Annotated in this window: 15 protein-coding genes; 10 read left to right on the forward strand and 5 right to left on the reverse strand. The window is 60.6% G+C overall.

The genetic code is table 11. The features are described from left to right. Positions 1 to 165 precede the first annotated feature (165 nt). Both HCH49_RS01375 and rbn read right to left on the reverse strand, forming a co-directional pair. Entirely contained in the window at positions 166 to 1,170 is a 1,005-nt protein-coding gene (locus HCH49_RS01375; RefSeq protein ID WP_033146077.1) for a chemotaxis protein, read from the reverse strand. A gap of 64 nt (positions 1,171 to 1,234) precedes the next feature. Then, positions 1,235 to 2,152: a ribonuclease BN gene (rbn, locus tag HCH49_RS01380; RefSeq protein ID WP_221702032.1), complete on the reverse strand. Its 918-nt coding sequence runs from the start codon at positions 2,150 to 2,152 to the stop codon at positions 1,235 to 1,237. Positions 2,153 to 2,223: 71 nt separating this feature from the next. Here rbn and HCH49_RS01385 point away from each other — a divergent pair, with 71 nt between their 5' ends. From HCH49_RS01385 to HCH49_RS01430, 10 genes are all read left to right on the forward strand, one after another. After that, positions 2,224 to 2,685 (forward strand): GNAT family N-acetyltransferase, encoded by a 462-nt coding sequence (locus tag HCH49_RS01385; protein ID WP_033146075.1) that lies wholly within the window; start codon positions 2,224 to 2,226, stop codon positions 2,683 to 2,685. Positions 2,686 to 2,738: 53 nt separating this feature from the next. Further along, positions 2,739 to 3,044: a stress response protein ElaB gene (gene elaB, locus HCH49_RS01390; protein WP_008500219.1), complete on the forward strand. Its 306-nt coding sequence runs from the start codon at positions 2,739 to 2,741 to the stop codon at positions 3,042 to 3,044. An 86-nt stretch (positions 3,045 to 3,130) separates the two neighbouring features. Then, complete coding sequence (gene menF, locus HCH49_RS01395; RefSeq protein WP_087823054.1) at positions 3,131 to 4,426, forward strand: isochorismate synthase MenF; 1,296 nt, start codon at positions 3,131 to 3,133, stop codon at positions 4,424 to 4,426. Between the two features lie 88 nt (positions 4,427 to 4,514). Further along, positions 4,515 to 6,185, forward strand: a complete 1,671-nt coding sequence (gene menD, locus HCH49_RS01400; protein ID WP_048975386.1) for a 2-succinyl-5-enolpyruvyl-6-hydroxy-3-cyclohexene-1-carboxylic-acid synthase — start codon at positions 4,515 to 4,517, stop codon at positions 6,183 to 6,185. Beyond that, positions 6,182 to 6,958, forward strand: coding sequence for a 2-succinyl-6-hydroxy-2,4-cyclohexadiene-1-carboxylate synthase (gene menH / locus HCH49_RS01405; protein WP_219939966.1), 777 nt, complete (start codon positions 6,182 to 6,184; stop codon positions 6,956 to 6,958). Before menD ends, menH begins: the two co-directional genes overlap by 4 nt. Then, on the forward strand, positions 6,955 to 7,812 hold the full coding sequence (menB, locus tag HCH49_RS01410) for a 1,4-dihydroxy-2-naphthoyl-CoA synthase (protein ID WP_023312524.1): 858 nt from the start codon (positions 6,955 to 6,957) through the stop codon (positions 7,810 to 7,812). The genes menH and menB overlap by 4 nt, the downstream gene beginning before the upstream one ends. Beyond that, positions 7,812 to 8,777: an o-succinylbenzoate synthase gene (gene menC / locus HCH49_RS01415; RefSeq protein WP_064672880.1), complete on the forward strand. Its 966-nt coding sequence runs from the start codon at positions 7,812 to 7,814 to the stop codon at positions 8,775 to 8,777. Before menB ends, menC begins: the two co-directional genes overlap by 1 nt. Beyond that, positions 8,774 to 10,135, forward strand: a complete 1,362-nt coding sequence (gene menE / locus HCH49_RS01420) for an o-succinylbenzoate--CoA ligase (RefSeq protein ID WP_033146070.1) — start codon at positions 8,774 to 8,776, stop codon at positions 10,133 to 10,135. Before menC ends, menE begins: the two co-directional genes overlap by 4 nt. A 124-nt stretch (positions 10,136 to 10,259) precedes the next feature. Continuing rightward, positions 10,260 to 10,799 carry a YfaZ family outer membrane protein gene (locus HCH49_RS01425; protein WP_045354282.1) on the forward strand — a complete coding sequence of 180 codons (540 nt, stop codon included), beginning with the start codon at positions 10,260 to 10,262 and terminating at the stop codon, positions 10,797 to 10,799. A 93-nt stretch (positions 10,800 to 10,892) separates the two neighbouring features. Then, positions 10,893 to 12,092: a nicotinamide mononucleotide deamidase-related protein YfaY gene (locus tag HCH49_RS01430; protein ID WP_221702034.1), complete on the forward strand. Its 1,200-nt coding sequence runs from the start codon at positions 10,893 to 10,895 to the stop codon at positions 12,090 to 12,092. Between the two features lie 33 nt (positions 12,093 to 12,125). Here the strand turns inward: HCH49_RS01430 and glpC are convergent, their stop codons facing one another. From glpC to glpA, 3 genes are read right to left on the reverse strand one after another with little or no spacing between them, the layout of a single operon-like run. Next, positions 12,126 to 13,316: an anaerobic glycerol-3-phosphate dehydrogenase subunit GlpC gene (glpC, locus tag HCH49_RS01435; protein WP_221702035.1), complete on the reverse strand. Its 1,191-nt coding sequence runs from the start codon at positions 13,314 to 13,316 to the stop codon at positions 12,126 to 12,128. Beyond that, positions 13,313 to 14,530 carry a glycerol-3-phosphate dehydrogenase subunit GlpB gene (gene glpB / locus HCH49_RS01440; protein ID WP_143346673.1) on the reverse strand — a complete coding sequence of 406 codons (1,218 nt, stop codon included), beginning with the start codon at positions 14,528 to 14,530 and terminating at the stop codon, positions 13,313 to 13,315. The genes glpC and glpB overlap by 4 nt, the downstream gene beginning before the upstream one ends. Next, positions 14,520 to 16,148, reverse strand: a complete 1,629-nt coding sequence (gene glpA / locus HCH49_RS01445) for an anaerobic glycerol-3-phosphate dehydrogenase subunit A (RefSeq protein WP_167818407.1) — start codon at positions 16,146 to 16,148, stop codon at positions 14,520 to 14,522. Before glpA ends, glpB begins: the two co-directional genes overlap by 11 nt. Between the last annotated feature and the right edge of the window lie 188 nt (positions 16,149 to 16,336).

Raw genomic sequence — 16,336 nt, forward strand, 5'->3', positions numbered from 1 at the left:
TTTAATGTTTGCGCCCTCTCCCGGTGGGAGAGGGACGGGGTGAGGGCACCAGCCCGCACGTAACGAAAAAAACCGCCTCGGCGGGTTTTTTTATGGTTTGCCCAGCGGCGCTACGCTTGCAGGGCCTACGGGTTTTGTAGGTCGGGTAAGCGTAGCGCCACCCGACTAAGCCAGCTGCTTCCGGCTAATCAACGGTCCGTCAATCTTCTTCATCGAGCGGTCCAGCACTTCCTCAATCACCGACGACAGTTCGTTCAGCTCAAACTTCGCCACATACCCGTCCGCCTTCACCTTGCGAATATGGTCTTCGTTGGCGTTGCCGGAAAGGGAAGAGTGGATCACGACCGGAATGTCCTTCAATATCGGGTCGGTTTTGATTTTGCGCGTCAGCGTAAAACCGTCCATCTCCGGCATTTCGAGGTCGGTCAGCACCAGAGCGATCTTATCGGTGATGGGAACCCCTTCAGCCTGGGCCTGCGCCGCCAGCACGCCGATTTTTTCCCACGCGTCTTTGCCGGTGATATGCAGCTGTGCCGGGATCTCCATGGCCTGCAGACCTTTTTCCAGCATCGAGCGCGCCACTTTGGAGTCTTCCGCGACGATGGCGACAGCGCCCGGTTTGATATGGAATTTGGTGGTCTTCAGGTTCGTGGCGTGCAGATCGTGATTGGCCGGGGTGATGTCATACAGGATCTGCTCAACGTCCAGCACCATCGCCAGATCGTTGGTATCGGTCTTCTCGTCAAGACACGCGATGCTGGTGATGTAGCGACCGCTGACGGCGGTTTCCGCCGCATGCACCTGCTTCCAGTCCAGACGCATGATGTTCTCAACCGATTCCACGGCAAACGCCTGCACGCTGCGCGCATACTCGGTGATCAGAAGGATGTTCAGCCCGGTGGTTGGCTTACAGCCCGCCACGGCGGCCAGGTCAATCACCGGGATCACCTGATCGCGTATATTCACCATTCCCATCAGAGGTGACTTCATCCCGGCGGGTTTCGTGAACTCCGGCATCGGCACAATTTCACGCAGCTTAAAGACGTTAATGCCAAACAGCTCGGATTTATTTTCGTTCAGAGAGGTGCCAAGACGGAACAGCAACAGTTCAAAACGGTTCGACAGGGTCAGATTCGCCCTGTCATCAATATCTTTCTGGAAATTATCCATTCTACCCTCGAGAGAAATGCTGACCTTTTAATCGTTATCGGCATCCTCAGGGAAAAATGAAGGACTAAACGCTAACCTGAGCGAAATCTTCGGCCAGCTCACATTCCGGAAACAGCGCGCGGCACTCTGCCAGCAGGTTTGCGCATCCCCGCGCGTCGTAGCGCGAGCTGACATGAGTGACGATGAGCCGCCCGACGCCCGCGTCACGGGCAAGCTGTGCCGCCTGACGCGTGGAGCTATGGCCCCGGCTGTTGGCTTTCTCTTCCATCGCCGTTTCAAGCGTCGCTTCATGCACCATGACGTCCACGCCCTGGGCCAGCGTGAGCGCCGCCGGGCACGGGGCCGTATCGCCAAAAATCACCAGTTTTTTGCCGGGCTGCGGTGCGGCGAGATAATCCTGGCCGTTAATGACGCGTCCATCCTCCAGCGTGACGGTCTCTCCGTGCTTCAGACGCTGGAACAGCGGCCCGGGTTTTACGCCGTCGGCCATCAGCGCGGCGGCATCCAGCGCGCCTGGTTTGTCATGCGCCTCAATGCGGTAGCCATAGCACTCGACAGGATGATTGAGCGGTTGAGCGGTAACCCGATAATCCCCGTCGTCGAATACCATGCCTTCGGCAATCTCAACGACCTCCAGCGGATAATCTGTCCATGACCCGCTCAGGCGCAGCGTAGTTTCGACAAATTCACGAATACCCGCTGGCCCGTAAATCGTCAGCGGGTTGGCGTTACCGGCCATCGAGCGGCTGCACAGCAGGCCGGGAAGGCCAAACAGATGGTCGCCATGCAGATGGGTAATAAAAATTTTATCCAGCTTGCCGGGGTGGTAAGCGGTGTGTAACAGCTGATGCTGCGTCCCTTCACCGCAGTCAAACAGCCACAGCCCGCCGCGGGTGGGATGCTTAAGATCCAGCAGGATCGCCGTCACGTTTCGTGAGCGGGTTGGCACGCCAGCGGACGTACCCAGAAAAATCAGTTCCATAACGCAATCAGCCCTTTGCCGAACGGGGAGGGGTTTAGTATAACGTGATGAACCCCAGGAAGGAGACTGACATGATTCAGTGGCAAGATTTACATCATAGCGACCTCACCGTTCATTCACTTTACGCCCTGCTGAAGCTGCGCTGTGAAGTGTTTGTTGTGGAACAGACCTGCCCGTATCAGGACATCGATGGTGATGACCTTGTCGGTGAGAACCGCCATATCCTCGGCTGGCGGGATAACGAGCTGGTGGCGTATGCGAGGATTCTGAAAAGCGAAGACGATTTTGAGCCCGTCGTCATTGGCCGCGTCATCATTAGCGGCAAAGCGCGAGGGGAAAAACTGGGCTATCAGCTGATGGAAAAAACGCTGGAGGCGTGCCGGAAACAGTGGCCGGACAAGGCGTTATACCTCGGCGCGCAGGCGCACCTTCAGTCCTTTTACGGGCACTTTGGCTTTGCGCCAGTGACGGAGGTATACGATGAAGATGGCATTCCGCACGTCGGCATGGCGCGAGAAGTGAAACAGGCGTAATGGCATCTCGTTGGCTATAGTTAGCGGACTGGTGTACTAACATGGAGAAAAATATGTCATTTCAATCCTGGGATACCCGTATCGACGACGACCTGGCCTTGCTGAGCGAAACGCTGGAAGAGGTGCTACGTTCCTCGGGCGACCCTGCCGATCAGAAATATATTGAGCTAAAAGCCCGTGCCGAGCAGGCGCTGCATGAAGTGAAAAACCGTGTCAGCCATGCGTCAGATACTTACTACTACCGTGCCAAAAAAGCGGTGTATCGTGCCGATGACTACGTGCATGAAAAACCGTGGCAGGGTATTGGGGTGGGTGCTGCCGTGGGCCTGGTGCTGGGGCTGCTGTTAGCCCGTCGTTAAGCCGCTTAACCACTCCCTATACGTGGGTACTGCTATTTATGGTCAGTACCCCGTATAATACGAGGTTTTAACAGGGAGAGGTTCGCGTGAATTCGATTTTCCTCGCGCTGGAGCAACTGCGTACCCAGCTATCGCAAGCGTTACCCGCAGCACCCGGCATACGTCATTTCGACGTCTCTTTCCCGTTAAACGACGCCTTCGATCCCCTCGCCTGGCTGGGCGAGCAGCAGTGTTATCCGCAGTTTTACTGGCAGCAGCGTAACGGCGATGAAGAGCTGGCCGCGCTGGGGGCGGTCAACCAATTTTCCTCTCTGGCATTAGCCTCGCAGTTTTTGCGCGAGCAAAATGCGGCGCAAGATACTCGCGTCTGCGGCCTGAACGCCTTTAATCCCGAACAGGGGAGCCTCTTTTTACCGCGACTGCTCTGGCGACGTACCGCCGGCAACGCCACGCTGCGCCTGCAGCTCTGGAGCGACCGCTCGCTTGTGGAGGATGCCCGCGCTGCGCTGGATTTTTTACAGCGGCTTCGTCCTGCCAAATCTATCCGTCCGCTCTCCGTGCAGGTTGAGCACGAAACCCATCAGCCGCAGCAGGCCGAATGGCTGAAACTTATCCGCAGGGCGACGGAGACCATCGCGCGCGGTGAGTTTGAAAAAGTGGTGCTCGCCAGGGCAACCGATCTTCAGTTCACGCAGCGCGTTAACCCCGTCGCGCTGATGGCCGCCAGCCGCGCCCTCAATTTACATTGCTATCATTTCTGCATGGTATTCGATGCCAGCAACGCGTTTCTCGGCTCTACGCCCGAGCGTCTCTGGCGGCGGCGCGGCAAGCTGCTGCGCACGGAAGCGCTCGCTGGCACCGTCGCCAGCCATATCGATGATAGCCAGGCGCAGCGTCTCGGCGAGTGGCTGCTGAACGATGATAAAAACCAGCGCGAAAATATGCTGGTGGTGGAAGATATCTGCCAGCGTCTTCAGCGCTCTACGCGGACGCTTGAGGTACTGCCCCCCCAGGTGGTACGCCTGCGTAAGGTGCAGCATTTGCGCCGCTGTATCTGGACCGAGCTGAAACAGGCCGACGACGAGCAGTGTCTGCTCATGTTACAGCCGACCGCGGCCGTTGCCGGATTACCCCGACAGCCCGCGCGCGAGTTCATCCAGAAGGTTGAACCCTTTAACCGCGAGTGGTATGCCGGTTCGGCCGGGTACTTATCCCCCGAACAGAGTGAGTTCTGCGTGGCGCTGCGCTCCGCGCGCGTTCAGGAGGACTCCCTGCGGCTCTACGCCGGCGCCGGTATTGTCAGCGGATCTGACCCGGAGCAGGAGTGGCAGGAGATTGAAAACAAAGCCGCCGGATTGCGCTCTCTGCTCCTAAGGGATTAATACAGATTCGCGCAATCCCGATTCATATCAAAATTCCAATTTTTTCTATTATTTATACTGTGTCGCATTCTTGATACCGGACAATCTCATGTCAGTAAGTTCTTTTAACCGACGCTGGGCGGCGGTGATCCTTGAAGCCCTGACGCGCCATGGCGTCAGGCACGTGTGTATTGCACCGGGTTCTCGCTCAACGCCGCTGACGCTGGCGGCCGCAGAAAACCGGGCGTTGATTCACCACACCCACTTTGATGAACGCGGCCTCGGGCATCTGGCGCTGGGTCTGGCGAAAGTCAGCAAAGAACCTGTGGCGGTGATCGTCACCTCCGGTACCGCCGTGGCGAACCTCTATCCGGCCCTGATAGAAGCCGGGTTAACGGGTGAAAGACTGATCTTACTGACGGCCGATCGTCCCCCTGAGCTTATCGACTGCGGCGCCAATCAGGCCATTCGCCAGCCGGGGCTCTTTTCTTCGCATCCCTCGCAGACGATTTCGTTACCGCGTCCCACCCAGGATATTCCGGCAAGCTGGCTGGTCTCCACTGTCGATCACGCCATGGAGACGTTGCGCAGCGGGGCGCTGCATATCAACTGCCCGTTTGCCGAGCCGCTCTACGGCGAGCTGGACGACACCGGTCTTGACTGGCAGCAGTCCCTCGGCGACTGGTGGCAGAGTGAAAAACCGTGGCTGCGCGAACAGACGCATCTTGAGAGCGCGAAGCAGCGCGACTGGTTCTTCTGGCGGCAGAAGCGCGGCGTGGTGATTGCCGGGCGCATGAGCGCCGCCGAAGGCAAGTTGGTTGCCGAATGGGCGCAAACCCTCGGCTGGCCGCTGATTGGCGACGTGCTTTCGCAGACCGGTCAGCCGCTGCCGTGCGCCGATCTCTGGCTGGGTAACGCGAAAGCGGTCACCGAGCTTGCGCAGGCGCAGATTGTGGTCCAGCTTGGATCGAGTTTGACCGGCAAACGGTTACTGCAGTGGCAGGCCACCTGCACGCCGGAAGAGTACTGGCTGGTGGATTCGCTGGAAGGACGGCTTGACCCGGCGCACCACCGCGGCCGTCGTCTGGTCAGCAGTATCGACGCCTGGCTGACGCTTCATCCGGCTGAGAAACGCAAGCCCTGGGCGGTGGCTATACCGGACCTTTCGCGCCAGGCGTGGGAACTGACCAAAGCGCACTGCGAAGCGTTTAGCGAAGCCGGGCTGGCGCACCGCATTCGCCAGTACCTGCCTGAACAGGGGCAGCTGTTTGTCGGCAACAGCCTCGTCGTGCGGCTGATTGACGCTTTCTCGAAGCTGCCCGCGGGCTACCCGGTGTACAGCAACCGCGGTGCCAGCGGCATCGACGGGCTGATCTCCACGGCGGCGGGCGTGCAGCGCGCCAGCGCGAAATCGACGCTGGCGATCGTGGGCGATCTCTCCGCGCTCTACGATCTCAACGCGCTGGCGCTGCTGCGTCAGGCGTCAGCCCCGTTTGTGCTGATTGTGGTCAACAACAACGGGGGGCAGATTTTCTCCCTCTTGCCAACGCCTCAGAGCGAGCGCGAGCGCTTCTATCTGATGCCGCAGAACGTGCAGTTCGAACACGCCGCGGCGATGTTTAGCCTGAAATACCATCGCCCGGAAAGCTGGGAACAGCTGGACGCGGCGTTAAGCAGCGCCTGGAAACAGCCGGGCGCGACGCTGATTGAGCTGGTGGTGAACGAGGCTGACGGTGCGCAGGCCCTGCAAAGCCTGCTGGCGCAGGTGAGCCAGCTGTGATCCTCTCTGGCATGCAGCAGGCTGGCAAACCGGGCTATCCCTGGCTGGTCTTTTTGCACGGTTTTTCCGGCGACTGCCGCGAGTGGCAGAGGGTCGGTGAAGGGCTCAGCGATTATCCCCGGCTGTATCTGGATCTGCCGGGGCACGGCGGATCCCGGAATCTGGGCGTGACGGGGTTTGACGAGATGAGCACGTTGCTCACCCGAACCCTTCTTAGTTACAACATACTTAAATTCTGGCTCATCGGGTACTCCCTCGGCGGCCGCATTGCGATGTTCCATGCCTGCCAGCAGCCGAAGGGGCTGCTCGGGGTGATTGTTGAAGGTGGACACCCGGGCCTGCAGGATGCCGATGCGCGAAGTGCGCGGCTGGCGTCCGACCGCCGCTGGGCAACGCGTTTTCGCACCGAACCGATGGAGAAGGTGTTCGCTGACTGGTACCAACAGCCCGTGTTCGCCTCCCTCACGGACGCCCAGCGCGATGCGCTTATTACCCTGCGAAGCCAGAACAACGGCGCGACGCTGGCGATGATGCTTGAGACGACCTCGCTGGCCGTGCAGCCGGATTTGCGTGCCGCGCTTAGCGCACGCGATTTCTCTTTTGACTATCTCTATGGCGAACGGGATGAGAAGTTCGCGGCCCTTGCCGCGGAAGTGAACGCCGTTCGCCATGCCATTCCAGACGCCGGACACAACGCCCACCGGGAAAACCCCGATGCGGTTATCGCGAGTCTGGCTCAGATACTGCGTTATCGAATAAAGGACACTCTATGATCTACCCTGATGAAAACATGCTTTACGCCCCGGTTGAATGGCAGGACTGCTCCGAAGGCTACACCGACATTCGCTACCACAAATCTACCGACGGCATTGCCAAAATCACCATCAACCGTCCGCAGGTGCGTAACGCCTTCCGTCCGCTGACCGTGAAAGAGATGATTCAGGCTCTGGCGGATGCGCGCTACGACGATAACATCGGCGTGATTGTCCTGACCGGCGAAGGCGATAAAGCGTTCTGCTCCGGCGGCGATCAGAAAGTGCGCGGCGACTACGGCGGATACCAGGACGATGCGGGTACCCACCACCTGAACGTCCTCGATTTCCAGCGCCAGATCCGCACTTGTCCGAAACCGGTAGTGGCGATGGTAGCGGGCTACTCCATCGGTGGCGGTCACGTGCTGCACATGATGTGCGATCTGACCATCGCCGCAGAAAATGCCATCTTCGGCCAGACCGGTCCGAAAGTGGGATCCTTCGACGGCGGCTGGGGCGCCTCGTACATGGCGCGCATCGTCGGGCAGAAAAAAGCCCGCGAAATCTGGTTCCTGTGCCGTCAGTACAACGCCCAGGAAGCGCTGGATATGGGCCTGGTGAATACCGTGGTTCCGATTGCCGATCTCGAAAAAGAGACCGTTCGCTGGTGTCGCGAAATGCTGCAAAACAGCCCGATGGCGCTGCGCTGCCTGAAGGCCGCTCTCAACGCCGACTGTGACGGTCAGGCGGGTCTGCAGGAGCTGGCTGGCAACGCCACCATGCTGTTCTACATGACCGAAGAGGGTCAGGAAGGGCGCAACGCGTTTAACGAAAAACGCCAGCCGGACTTCAGCAAATACAAACGGAACCCGTAATGCGTCGCGCGCAGGTTTACCGCTGGCAGATACCGATGGACGCGGGCGTGGTGCTGCGTGAACGGCGGTTAAAAACCCGTGACGGTTTCTTCGTGCATCTGCAGCAGGACGAGCGGGAAGGCTGGGGCGAAATTTCGCCGCTGCCGGGCTTTAGCCTGGAGTCGCTGGATGACGCGCAGTTTGTATTGCTGGCGTGGGCAGACGCGTGGCGTGAGGGCGCGGATCCGGCGTTGCCGGACGTGCCTTCCGCGGCTTTTGGCATCAGCTGCGCGCTGGCGGAGCTCGACGGCTGCCTGCCTGAAGAGGCTAACTACCGCGCGGCACCGCTCTGTACGGGCGATCCTGACGAGCTGTTCGCGCTGCTCACCGCCATGCCGGGCGAGAAAGTGGCGAAAATTAAAGTCGGTCTTTACGAAGCGGTGCGCGACGGCATGGTCGCCAACCTGCTGCTGGAGGCGATCCCCGACCTTCATCTGCGTCTGGACGCTAACCGCGCCTGGACGCCGCTCAAGGCGCAGCAGTTTGCAAAGTACGTCAACCCGGCGTACCGCAGCCGCATTGCCTTCCTCGAAGAACCGTGCAAAACCCGCGACGATTCGCGCGCGTTCGCCCGCGAAACGGGGATTGCCATCGCCTGGGATGAAAGCCTGCGCGAGGACGATTTTGAATTTGTCGCCGAGCCCGGCGTCAGCGCGGTAGTGATTAAACCAACGCTGACCGGCAGCCTGGCGAAGGTGCGAGAGCAGGTCGCGGCAGCGCATGCCTCACGGCTGACGGCGGTCATCAGCTCGTCGATTGAGTCCAGCCTTGGGCTGACCCAGCTGGCGCGCATTGCCGCCTGGCTAACGCCGGATACGATCCCTGGCCTCGACACGCTGAACCTGATGCAGGCTCAGCTTATCCGCAGGTGGCCGGACAGCGCGCTGCCGTGCCTCAACGTCGCGGCGCTGGAGCCGTTGTTATGAGTTTTACCGACTGGCCGTGGCGGCACTGGCGCGCGCAGTTTGCTGATAAACCGGCCCTCAGGCTGAACGACGAGGTGCTCAGCTGGCAACAGCTGTGCGCCCGCGTCGACCGCCTTGCGGCAGAGTTTCACCTGCAGGGCGTGGAGGAGGGCAACGGCGTGCTGCTGCTGGCCCATAATCATCCGCGAACCCTGCTGGCGTGGCTGGCGTTGCTCCAGTGCGGGGCGCGCATTCTTCCCGTCAATCCGCAGCTGCCGCGCCCGCTGCTGGACGTGTTGCTCCCGCAGATGACGCTGCGCTTTGCGCTGGCGCTGGACGGTACCTGTGACGGTCTTCCTGCCCTGAGCATGCGCGAGCGCGCCGGGGAATATCGCGTTGCGTGGCAGCCGGCGCGGCTGGCGTCCATGACGCTGACCTCCGGCTCTACCGGGCTGCCGAAAGCAGCGGTGCATACCTGCGACGCCCATCTCGCCAGCGCGCGCGGCGTGCTGGCGCTGATGCCCTACGGCGAAGACGACGACTGGCTGCTTTCGCTGCCGCTGTTTCACGTTTCCGGGCAGGGGATTTTATGGCGCTGGCTGCAGGCCGGCGCGCGGTTAACCGTGCGCGAGAAACAGCCGCTGGCGCAGGCTTTGCGCGGCTGTACGCACGCTTCGCTGGTGCCGACCCAGCTCTGGCGTCTGCTTAATACCCACCAGCCTGTTGCACTGAAAGCGGTGCTGCTGGGCGGGGCCGCCATCCCTGTTGACTTGACGCAGCAGGCGCGCGAGCAGGGGATTCGCACCTTCTGCGGCTACGGCCTGACCGAGTTTGCCTCTACCGTCTGCGCGAAAGCGGCGGACGGCGAGCCGGACGTAGGCTATGCGCTGCCGGGCAGAGAGGTGCAGGTGGTTGACGGTGAAGTCTGGATCCGGGCAGAGAGTATGGCCTCAGGCTACTGGCGGGACGGCGAATTGGTTCCGCTGACCAACGCGCAGGGATGGTTCGCTACCCGCGATCGCGGGGAATGGCATGACGGCCGCCTGACGATCCTGGGCCGCATGGACAACCTCTTTTTTAGCGGCGGAGAAGGGATCCAGCCGGAAAGCCTTGAGCGCGTTATCGCCCGCCATCCGCAGATTAACCAGGTGTTTATCGTCCCGCTGGACGACGCCGAGTTTGGACAGCGTCCGGTGGCGGTGGTGGAGTGCGAGCCGGGAACGGATATCACCTGTTTACCTGACTGGGTCAGGGATAAGGTGGCGCGTTTTGAACAACCCGTCCGCTGGCTGCTGTTGCCGACCGAACTCAAAAATGGCGGCATTAAAGTCTCACGCCGCGCGTTGCAGCAGTGGGTGAACGCCTCGCTGAAGGGATAATAGCCGTTTCAAATAATTACAATCTACTGACCTGCCGCACGCAGAGTGCTTGATCCCCGGAAGACTCCGGTTAAAATCTCGCGGTTTTGGGACTTCTTTATAATAATTGTGTGGGATCACGACAATGAAAAAAGTGGCATTCGTGGGCTTCGGCCTGATGGTTGTATCTGCGGCGGCTAACGCCATCAGCATTAACGGATCGGCGGGTCAGGATTATACCCACCTGGGCTTTGGCATGGGTACCGAGACTTCCGGTCTGGCGATGACCGGCGGCTGGACGCATAACGATGACGACGGCGACGCGGCGAGCCTCGGCCTGGGTCTGAACGTTCCTCTTGGCCCGTTCCTGGCCACCGTCGGCGGTAAAGGTATCTACACCAACCCAAATGACGGTGACGAAGGGTACGCGGCGGCAGTGGGCGGCGGCCTGCAGTGGAAAATTGGCGACAGCTTCGGCCTGTTTGGTGAGTACTACTATTCGCCGGACTCCCTCTCAAGCGGTATCGAAAGCTATGAAGAGGCCAACGCCGGCGCGCGCTGGACCATCATGCGTCCGATTACCATCGAAGCGGGCTATCGCTATCTGAACCTGGCCGGCAAAGACGGCAACCGCGACAACGCGCTGGCCGACGGCCCGTACGTGGGCGTCAGCGCAGGCTTCTAATCACTCCGGCGCGGCGTTCTGTCGCGCCAGTTTCTCTCTTCTCCACCCCGCGTTTGCGCTATAGTGTTTTGACCAAATAAGCGGGAGAACATAATGATTAACGTGGAGATGTTATCCACCGGCGACGAAGTGCTGCATGGACAAATTATTGATACCAATGCTGCCTGGCTTGCCGATCTTTTCTTTGAGCAAGGATTACCGTTAACGCGCCGCAATACGGTGGGCGACAATCTTGAGTCGCTGGTCGCTATTCTGCGCGAGCGCAGCAAACACTGCGACGTGCTGATTGTGAATGGCGGACTCGGCCCCACCGGTGACGATCTCAGCGCGCTGGCCGCCGCGACCGCAAAAGGCGAAGGGCTGGTGCTGCACGAGGCGTGGCTTTCGCAGATGGAGCGCTTTTTCTCCGAACGTGGTCGCGTCATGGCCCCCAGCAACCGCAAACAGGCTGAAATTCCCGCCAGCGCCGAGCTGGTCGATAACCCGGTGGGTACCGCGTGCGGGTTTGCCATGCAGCTGAACCGCTGCCTGATGTTCTTCACGCCGGGCGTGCCCTCAGAATTTAAAGTGATGGTCGAGCAGCAGATCCTGCCGCGCCTTCGCGATCGTTTTACCCTGCCTGAACCGCCGCTGTGTCTGCGTCTGACCACCTTTGGCCGCTCGGAAAGCGATCTGGCCCAGAGCCTTGACCCTCTCCCGCTGCCGCCGGGCGTCTCCATGGGCTACCGCTCCTCCATGCCGATCATTGAGCTCAAGCTGACAGGTCCGGCCGAACAGAAAGAGGCGATGCTGGCCCTGTGGCCCGAGGTGCAGCGCGTGGCGGGCGAAAGCCTGATCTTTGAAGGGACGGAAGGGCTGCCCGCGCAGATTGCGACGCATCTGCAGTCGCGTCAGCTGAGCGTGACCTTAAGCGAGCAGTTCACCGGTGGCCTGCTAGCGCTGCAGCTGTCGCGCGTCAACGCGCCGCTGCTGGCCAGCGAAGTGGTGCCGTTCCAGCAGGAGACCCTGGCGCAAACCGCCCGCTGGGCTTCCGAGAGAAGGGTGAAGCATTTTGCCGGTCTGGCGCTGTTTGTCGGGGGGCTGGATGAGGAACACCTTAACTTCGCGCTGGCGACGCCGGAAGGCACCTGGGCCCTGCGGGTAAAAATGAGCATTACCCGCCACAGCCTAGCGGTGCGTCAGGAGGTTTGCGCCATGATGGCGTTGAACATGCTGCGCCGCTGGCTGAATGGCAAAGAGGTTGCCAGCGAGCACGGCTGGATTAACGTTGTCGAGTCGCTGTTCGTGGAGTAAAACCATGGCCGGGGCGTTTCGCCCCGGCCATGTTCAGCCCAGCGCCTTCGCCAGCAGGGTGACTGGATGTTCGCAGCGCTTGCTGGTGGACATCTCAATCTGCCACTTGCAGGTTTCGCAGTCCGTTACCACGATATCCGCGCCGCTCTCTTCAATCTGGCGGAACAGCGGGGCGCCAATCGCCTGTGACGTTTCGTAGTTTTCACGCTTAAAGCCGTAGGTTCCCGCAATCCCGCAGCAGCGCGAATCCAGCACCGTCAGCTCCAGGCCCGGAATTAACCGCAGCAGCTCAAGCGTATAGAGCGACCAGCCCATTTTCTCCATATGACACGGCGTGTGATACACCACTTTCAGGGGCAATTTCCCCAGCGGCAACGTCTGTCCGCTGTCCAGCTTGCGCCACAGGAAACGTGTCGCCAGCTCGATGTGCTCGCGCAGGCCGTTATTATCCACGTCCAGCAGATGCGGGTACTCATCGCGCAGGGTGAAGGTACAGGTGGACGAGGTCGCCAGCACCGGAATACCTTTATCGACAATCGCTTCGCGCAGGGAGGTGACGTTGCTCTGAGCCTGCCTGCGCGCTTTATCGGTAAACCCGTTGGCGATCAGCGGTACGCCGCAGCACTTCTCTTTGTTCAGCAGCTGAACGCCCGTTCCCATGGCGTTCATCACCTTCAGCAGATCTTTGCCCAGCTGCGGGTGGTTGTAGTTCACATAGCAGCCGTGGAAAAAGGCCACCTGGTCGGCGTACTGCGCCTGCTCCGCCGCGACGGATTTGTACCAGCGGCGGAAGGTGCCGTGAGAATATTTCGGCAGGCTGCGGTGATGGTCTATCTTCAGCGTGGCATCCAGCAGCTGACGCACCGGTTTGAGGGAGGTCGCGGCATTCACCAGCGGGGCAAACGGCGTCGAGACGCTGCCCATCAGATCGGTATGGCTCAGAATAGCGTCCCGCAGCGTCGGCTTTTGCGTGCTGTAGCGCGCCCGGGCGCGCTGGATAATATCGCCGATTTTAACGTCCGACGGGCAGGCGGCTTCGCAGCGTTTGCAGTTGATGCAGTATTTCAGCGCCTCGTCGTACAGCTTGCCGTCCTTCAGGCGCAGACGCTCGCCGTCCGGCCCGGCCTGCTTTGGTCCGGGATAGCGTGGGTTCACGCCGCTCACCGGGCAGACGGTGGTACACACCGTGCATTTAATGCAGCTTTCAAAACGGGTGTCGTTCATTGTTCAGCCTCCGTGCGCTGGCTAATCTGCTCTGCCACATACAGCGCCGTGACGGCGCAGACCCCGCCACCGCATCCCTGGGCAATGGGATCGTACCCGCCCAGCAGCGAGCCGATGGCAAAAAGATTACTGACGGGCTTACCGGAAAGTTGCGGATGTAGCTGGTTATCGACAATCACGCCGAACTGCTGCCAGGGCTGCGGCGAGAAGAAATCACTTTGATACCAGTCCGCACGGGAGGCACGCTGGCGAACATCCAGCCCCATAATGGCTTCCCGGATGCCCTCCCGGCTGCTCAGCAGCCCGTTGCTGAAGAAGCTGCCGCTTGCCAGAACCGTAAAGCGCGCGCGAAGCGGAATATCGTCGTGGTTGCGCGTCCAGATTTCGCTGACCGCGCCGTCGGTCAGGGTGATTTTTTTCACCTCATCACCCGCCATCCACACGCCGCCCTGCGCGACAAACTGGCGCTGGAGCTGGGTATGCAGGCGAATGCCGGGGACGGAAGGGGGCAGGGTTGGCAGCAGGCCAAGCGAGCAGGGCAGACGATCCGAGAGCCAGCGCCAGAGCCGGTTGTCGCGTAAACCAAAGCAGGCGGGCATCAGCAGGGCGTCACAGCTGTCGCTGAGCGGTCTGAGTGCGTCATACAGCAGCGGCCATTTGTCCTCGTTATCCAGAAAACGGGCGATATTCACCGCGCGAAATTCGCTCGGGTTGTCGCGCAGGACATCAAGCTCAGGCAGCTCTATCTCTGCCGTTTCGGCATTGACGCCCTGGCGACAGAGCGACGCCGCCGCGAGATGGGGCTGAAAATCCAGAAAGCCGCTAATGCCCACGACCCGCACGCGCGCGGCGTTGAAGGGAGCAACGGGCACTTCTTCCGGGCTGAGCCAGGCAGAGCGCAGGGTGCCGAGCGGCGTGACGCGCTGGTGATTGAGCCGGGCGCTTCCCTTCAGACGCGCGCCGCAGTCTGCCAGCAGCGCTTCGGTTTCCAGCGCAAAGCGGTCAATATGCTGGGCGCCAATCAGGTGATACGGGTGCTCCGGCGGCAGCTTATCGCGGTACGCGTCGTCCACCAGATCCAGCGAGCCCGACGAGAAGTGCAGGGCGCTCTGGCCCCGGGTGATAATGGCGCAGCGCAGCCCCTGCTTCGTGAGCTTGATGCCGCAGAGCAGGCCTGCCAGCCCGCCGCCGACGATTACGGTATCAAATTTCATCGCGTTGCTCCTTCTCAAGACCGCAAAGCCCCTGGTAGACCCAGCGGGTAAATTCGCTTTCGCGCAGGGCATCGCCCCAGGCGACAGGCTGAATGCCTTTCCAGCGCTCGTTTAAAAACGCGCTGAGCTGATCGAGCGACTGGGTGGCGGTAGTGGTGTGAAAACGCTGCAGCAGCCCGGCGGCACGACAGGCGCACAGCTCGCCCTGACAGGTACCCATTCCCACGCGGGTGCGGCGACGAAGATCGAGCAGGCTTGTGACCGTCAGGCTCTCCACCGCGTACTGCACCTCACCGGCGGTGACGGCTTCACACTCGCACACCAGGCTGCGGCTCAGGCGTCCTTCACCGAGCCACTGCGGCGTTCTGTCGCCGTGGCGGTAGATAGCGGATCCGCGCAGCGGCGCGGGCAGGGAGATAATTTTTTGCAGCGTTTTTTCGGTGGACTGACGCGAGCCGGGCAGGGCTTGTTCTGCCGTCACGCACCGTTCGGTATTGCCCAGCTTGCGGCAGACGGCATCGGTCGTCCACTCGGCCATCAGGCGGTAGGTCATCAGCTTGCCGCCGGTGATGGTGATAAACCCGTCCATGCCGTCGCGCTCGGCGTGATCGAGCAGCACGATGCCCCGGCTGACGTTACGTCCGCTCGGGTCGTTGTCGCTGGCGACCAGCGGACGCACGCCCGCGTAGGCGCGCAGAATACGCGTCTGCGCCATCACCGGGGCCAGTTTTTCCCCTTCGCGCAGCAGGACGTCGACCTCTTCGGCGGTCACGCGGTTGTAGTCAATCTCGCTGTAGTCGACGTGGGTTGAGGTGGTACCGATTAACGAAATGGTGTCGCCCGGGACGAGGATATCGGCATCAGACGGTTTGCGGCAGCGGTTGATCACGTGGTTATTGATACGGTGGTCGAGGATCAGCAGCGAGCCTTTCGCCGGGAACATGCGCACCGACAGGTCCGCGTATTCCGCGATGCGCTGCCCCCAGATCCCCGCCGCGTTAACCACCACGGCGGCATACAGCTCGCTGTGTTCGTTATATTGCGTATCAAGGATCCGCACGCCGCAGATACGATGACCTTCACGGATAAGCCCGGTCACTTCGTGCCCGGTCAGGATTTGCGCGCCATGCTCGCGGGCGTCCAGCATATTGGCGGCGGTCAGGCGGAAGGGGTCAACGGTGCCGTCAGGCACTTTCACCGCGCCGATAAGCGCCGGGTTAACCGACGGTTCCAGCCGCCGCGCCAGCGCCGGGTCCATGGCCTCAGCCTGAATGCCCGCCGCAGTGCAGGCGGTAATAAAGGTGTCCTGAAAGGCGAGGTCATCTTCGGGAAGAGTAATAAAGAGGCCGTCGGTCGGCTCAATGCAGTGGCGGGCGATACGCTTGAGGATCTGGTTTTCAGCAATACATTCGCGTGCGGATTCACCGTCGGTAACCGCATACCGCGCGCCGCTGTGCAGCAGGCCATGGTTACGCCCGGTTGCGCCCGTGGCGATATCGTGGCGCTCCAGCAGCGTGACGCTTAAGCCGCGAAGGGCGCAGTCGCGTGCGATCCCGGCGCCGGTTGCGCCACCGCCAATGATTATCACATCGCTGTAGCGAGGATCGTGAATGGTCATTGTTTACCCTCTATGTTCGTTTTTTTATCATTTAGCCATATCAATAGTGTGGTTTGTTTGATTTCGAACATAAACGCGCGAAATTCGAAACTGGAGCGTGATTTCATGCGCTTTTTTGCGCATTCTGTCATATTTCTGTAACAATCTGTGCGTTGATTCACAGTAACAATCACCGTGATTTCTTAACA

Origin of the sequence: Enterobacter sp. Y17, assembly GCF_019730495.1 — a bacterium.
GTDB lineage: Bacteria > Pseudomonadota > Gammaproteobacteria > Enterobacterales > Enterobacteriaceae > Enterobacter > Enterobacter asburiae_B.

Excerpts from the sequence above, each read along its gene's own strand:
- elaB (WP_008500219.1), top strand. The coding sequence starts at position 2,739 with ATGTCATTTCAATCCTGGGATACCCGTATCGACGACGACCTGGCCTTG.
- menC (WP_064672880.1), top strand. The coding sequence starts at position 7,812 with ATGCGTCGCGCGCAGGTTTACCGCTGGCAGATACCGATGGACGCGGGC.
- glpB (WP_143346673.1), bottom strand. The coding sequence starts at position 14,530 with ATGAAATTTGATACCGTAATCGTCGGCGGCGGGCTGGCAGGCCTGCTC.
- menE (WP_033146070.1), top strand. The coding sequence starts at position 8,774 with ATGAGTTTTACCGACTGGCCGTGGCGGCACTGGCGCGCGCAGTTTGCT.
- rbn (WP_221702032.1), bottom strand. The coding sequence starts at position 2,152 with ATGGAACTGATTTTTCTGGGTACGTCCGCTGGCGTGCCAACCCGCTCA.
- menD (WP_048975386.1), top strand. The coding sequence starts at position 4,515 with ATGTCAGTAAGTTCTTTTAACCGACGCTGGGCGGCGGTGATCCTTGAA.
- glpC (WP_221702035.1), bottom strand. The coding sequence starts at position 13,316 with ATGAACGACACCCGTTTTGAAAGCTGCATTAAATGCACGGTGTGTACC.
- HCH49_RS01425 (WP_045354282.1), top strand. The coding sequence starts at position 10,260 with ATGAAAAAAGTGGCATTCGTGGGCTTCGGCCTGATGGTTGTATCTGCG.
- HCH49_RS01385 (WP_033146075.1), top strand. The coding sequence starts at position 2,224 with ATGATTCAGTGGCAAGATTTACATCATAGCGACCTCACCGTTCATTCA.
- menB (WP_023312524.1), top strand. The coding sequence starts at position 6,955 with ATGATCTACCCTGATGAAAACATGCTTTACGCCCCGGTTGAATGGCAG.
- HCH49_RS01430 (WP_221702034.1), top strand. The coding sequence starts at position 10,893 with ATGATTAACGTGGAGATGTTATCCACCGGCGACGAAGTGCTGCATGGA.
- glpA (WP_167818407.1), bottom strand. The coding sequence starts at position 16,148 with ATGACCATTCACGATCCTCGCTACAGCGATGTGATAATCATTGGCGGT.
- HCH49_RS01375 (WP_033146077.1), bottom strand. The coding sequence starts at position 1,170 with ATGGATAATTTCCAGAAAGATATTGATGACAGGGCGAATCTGACCCTG.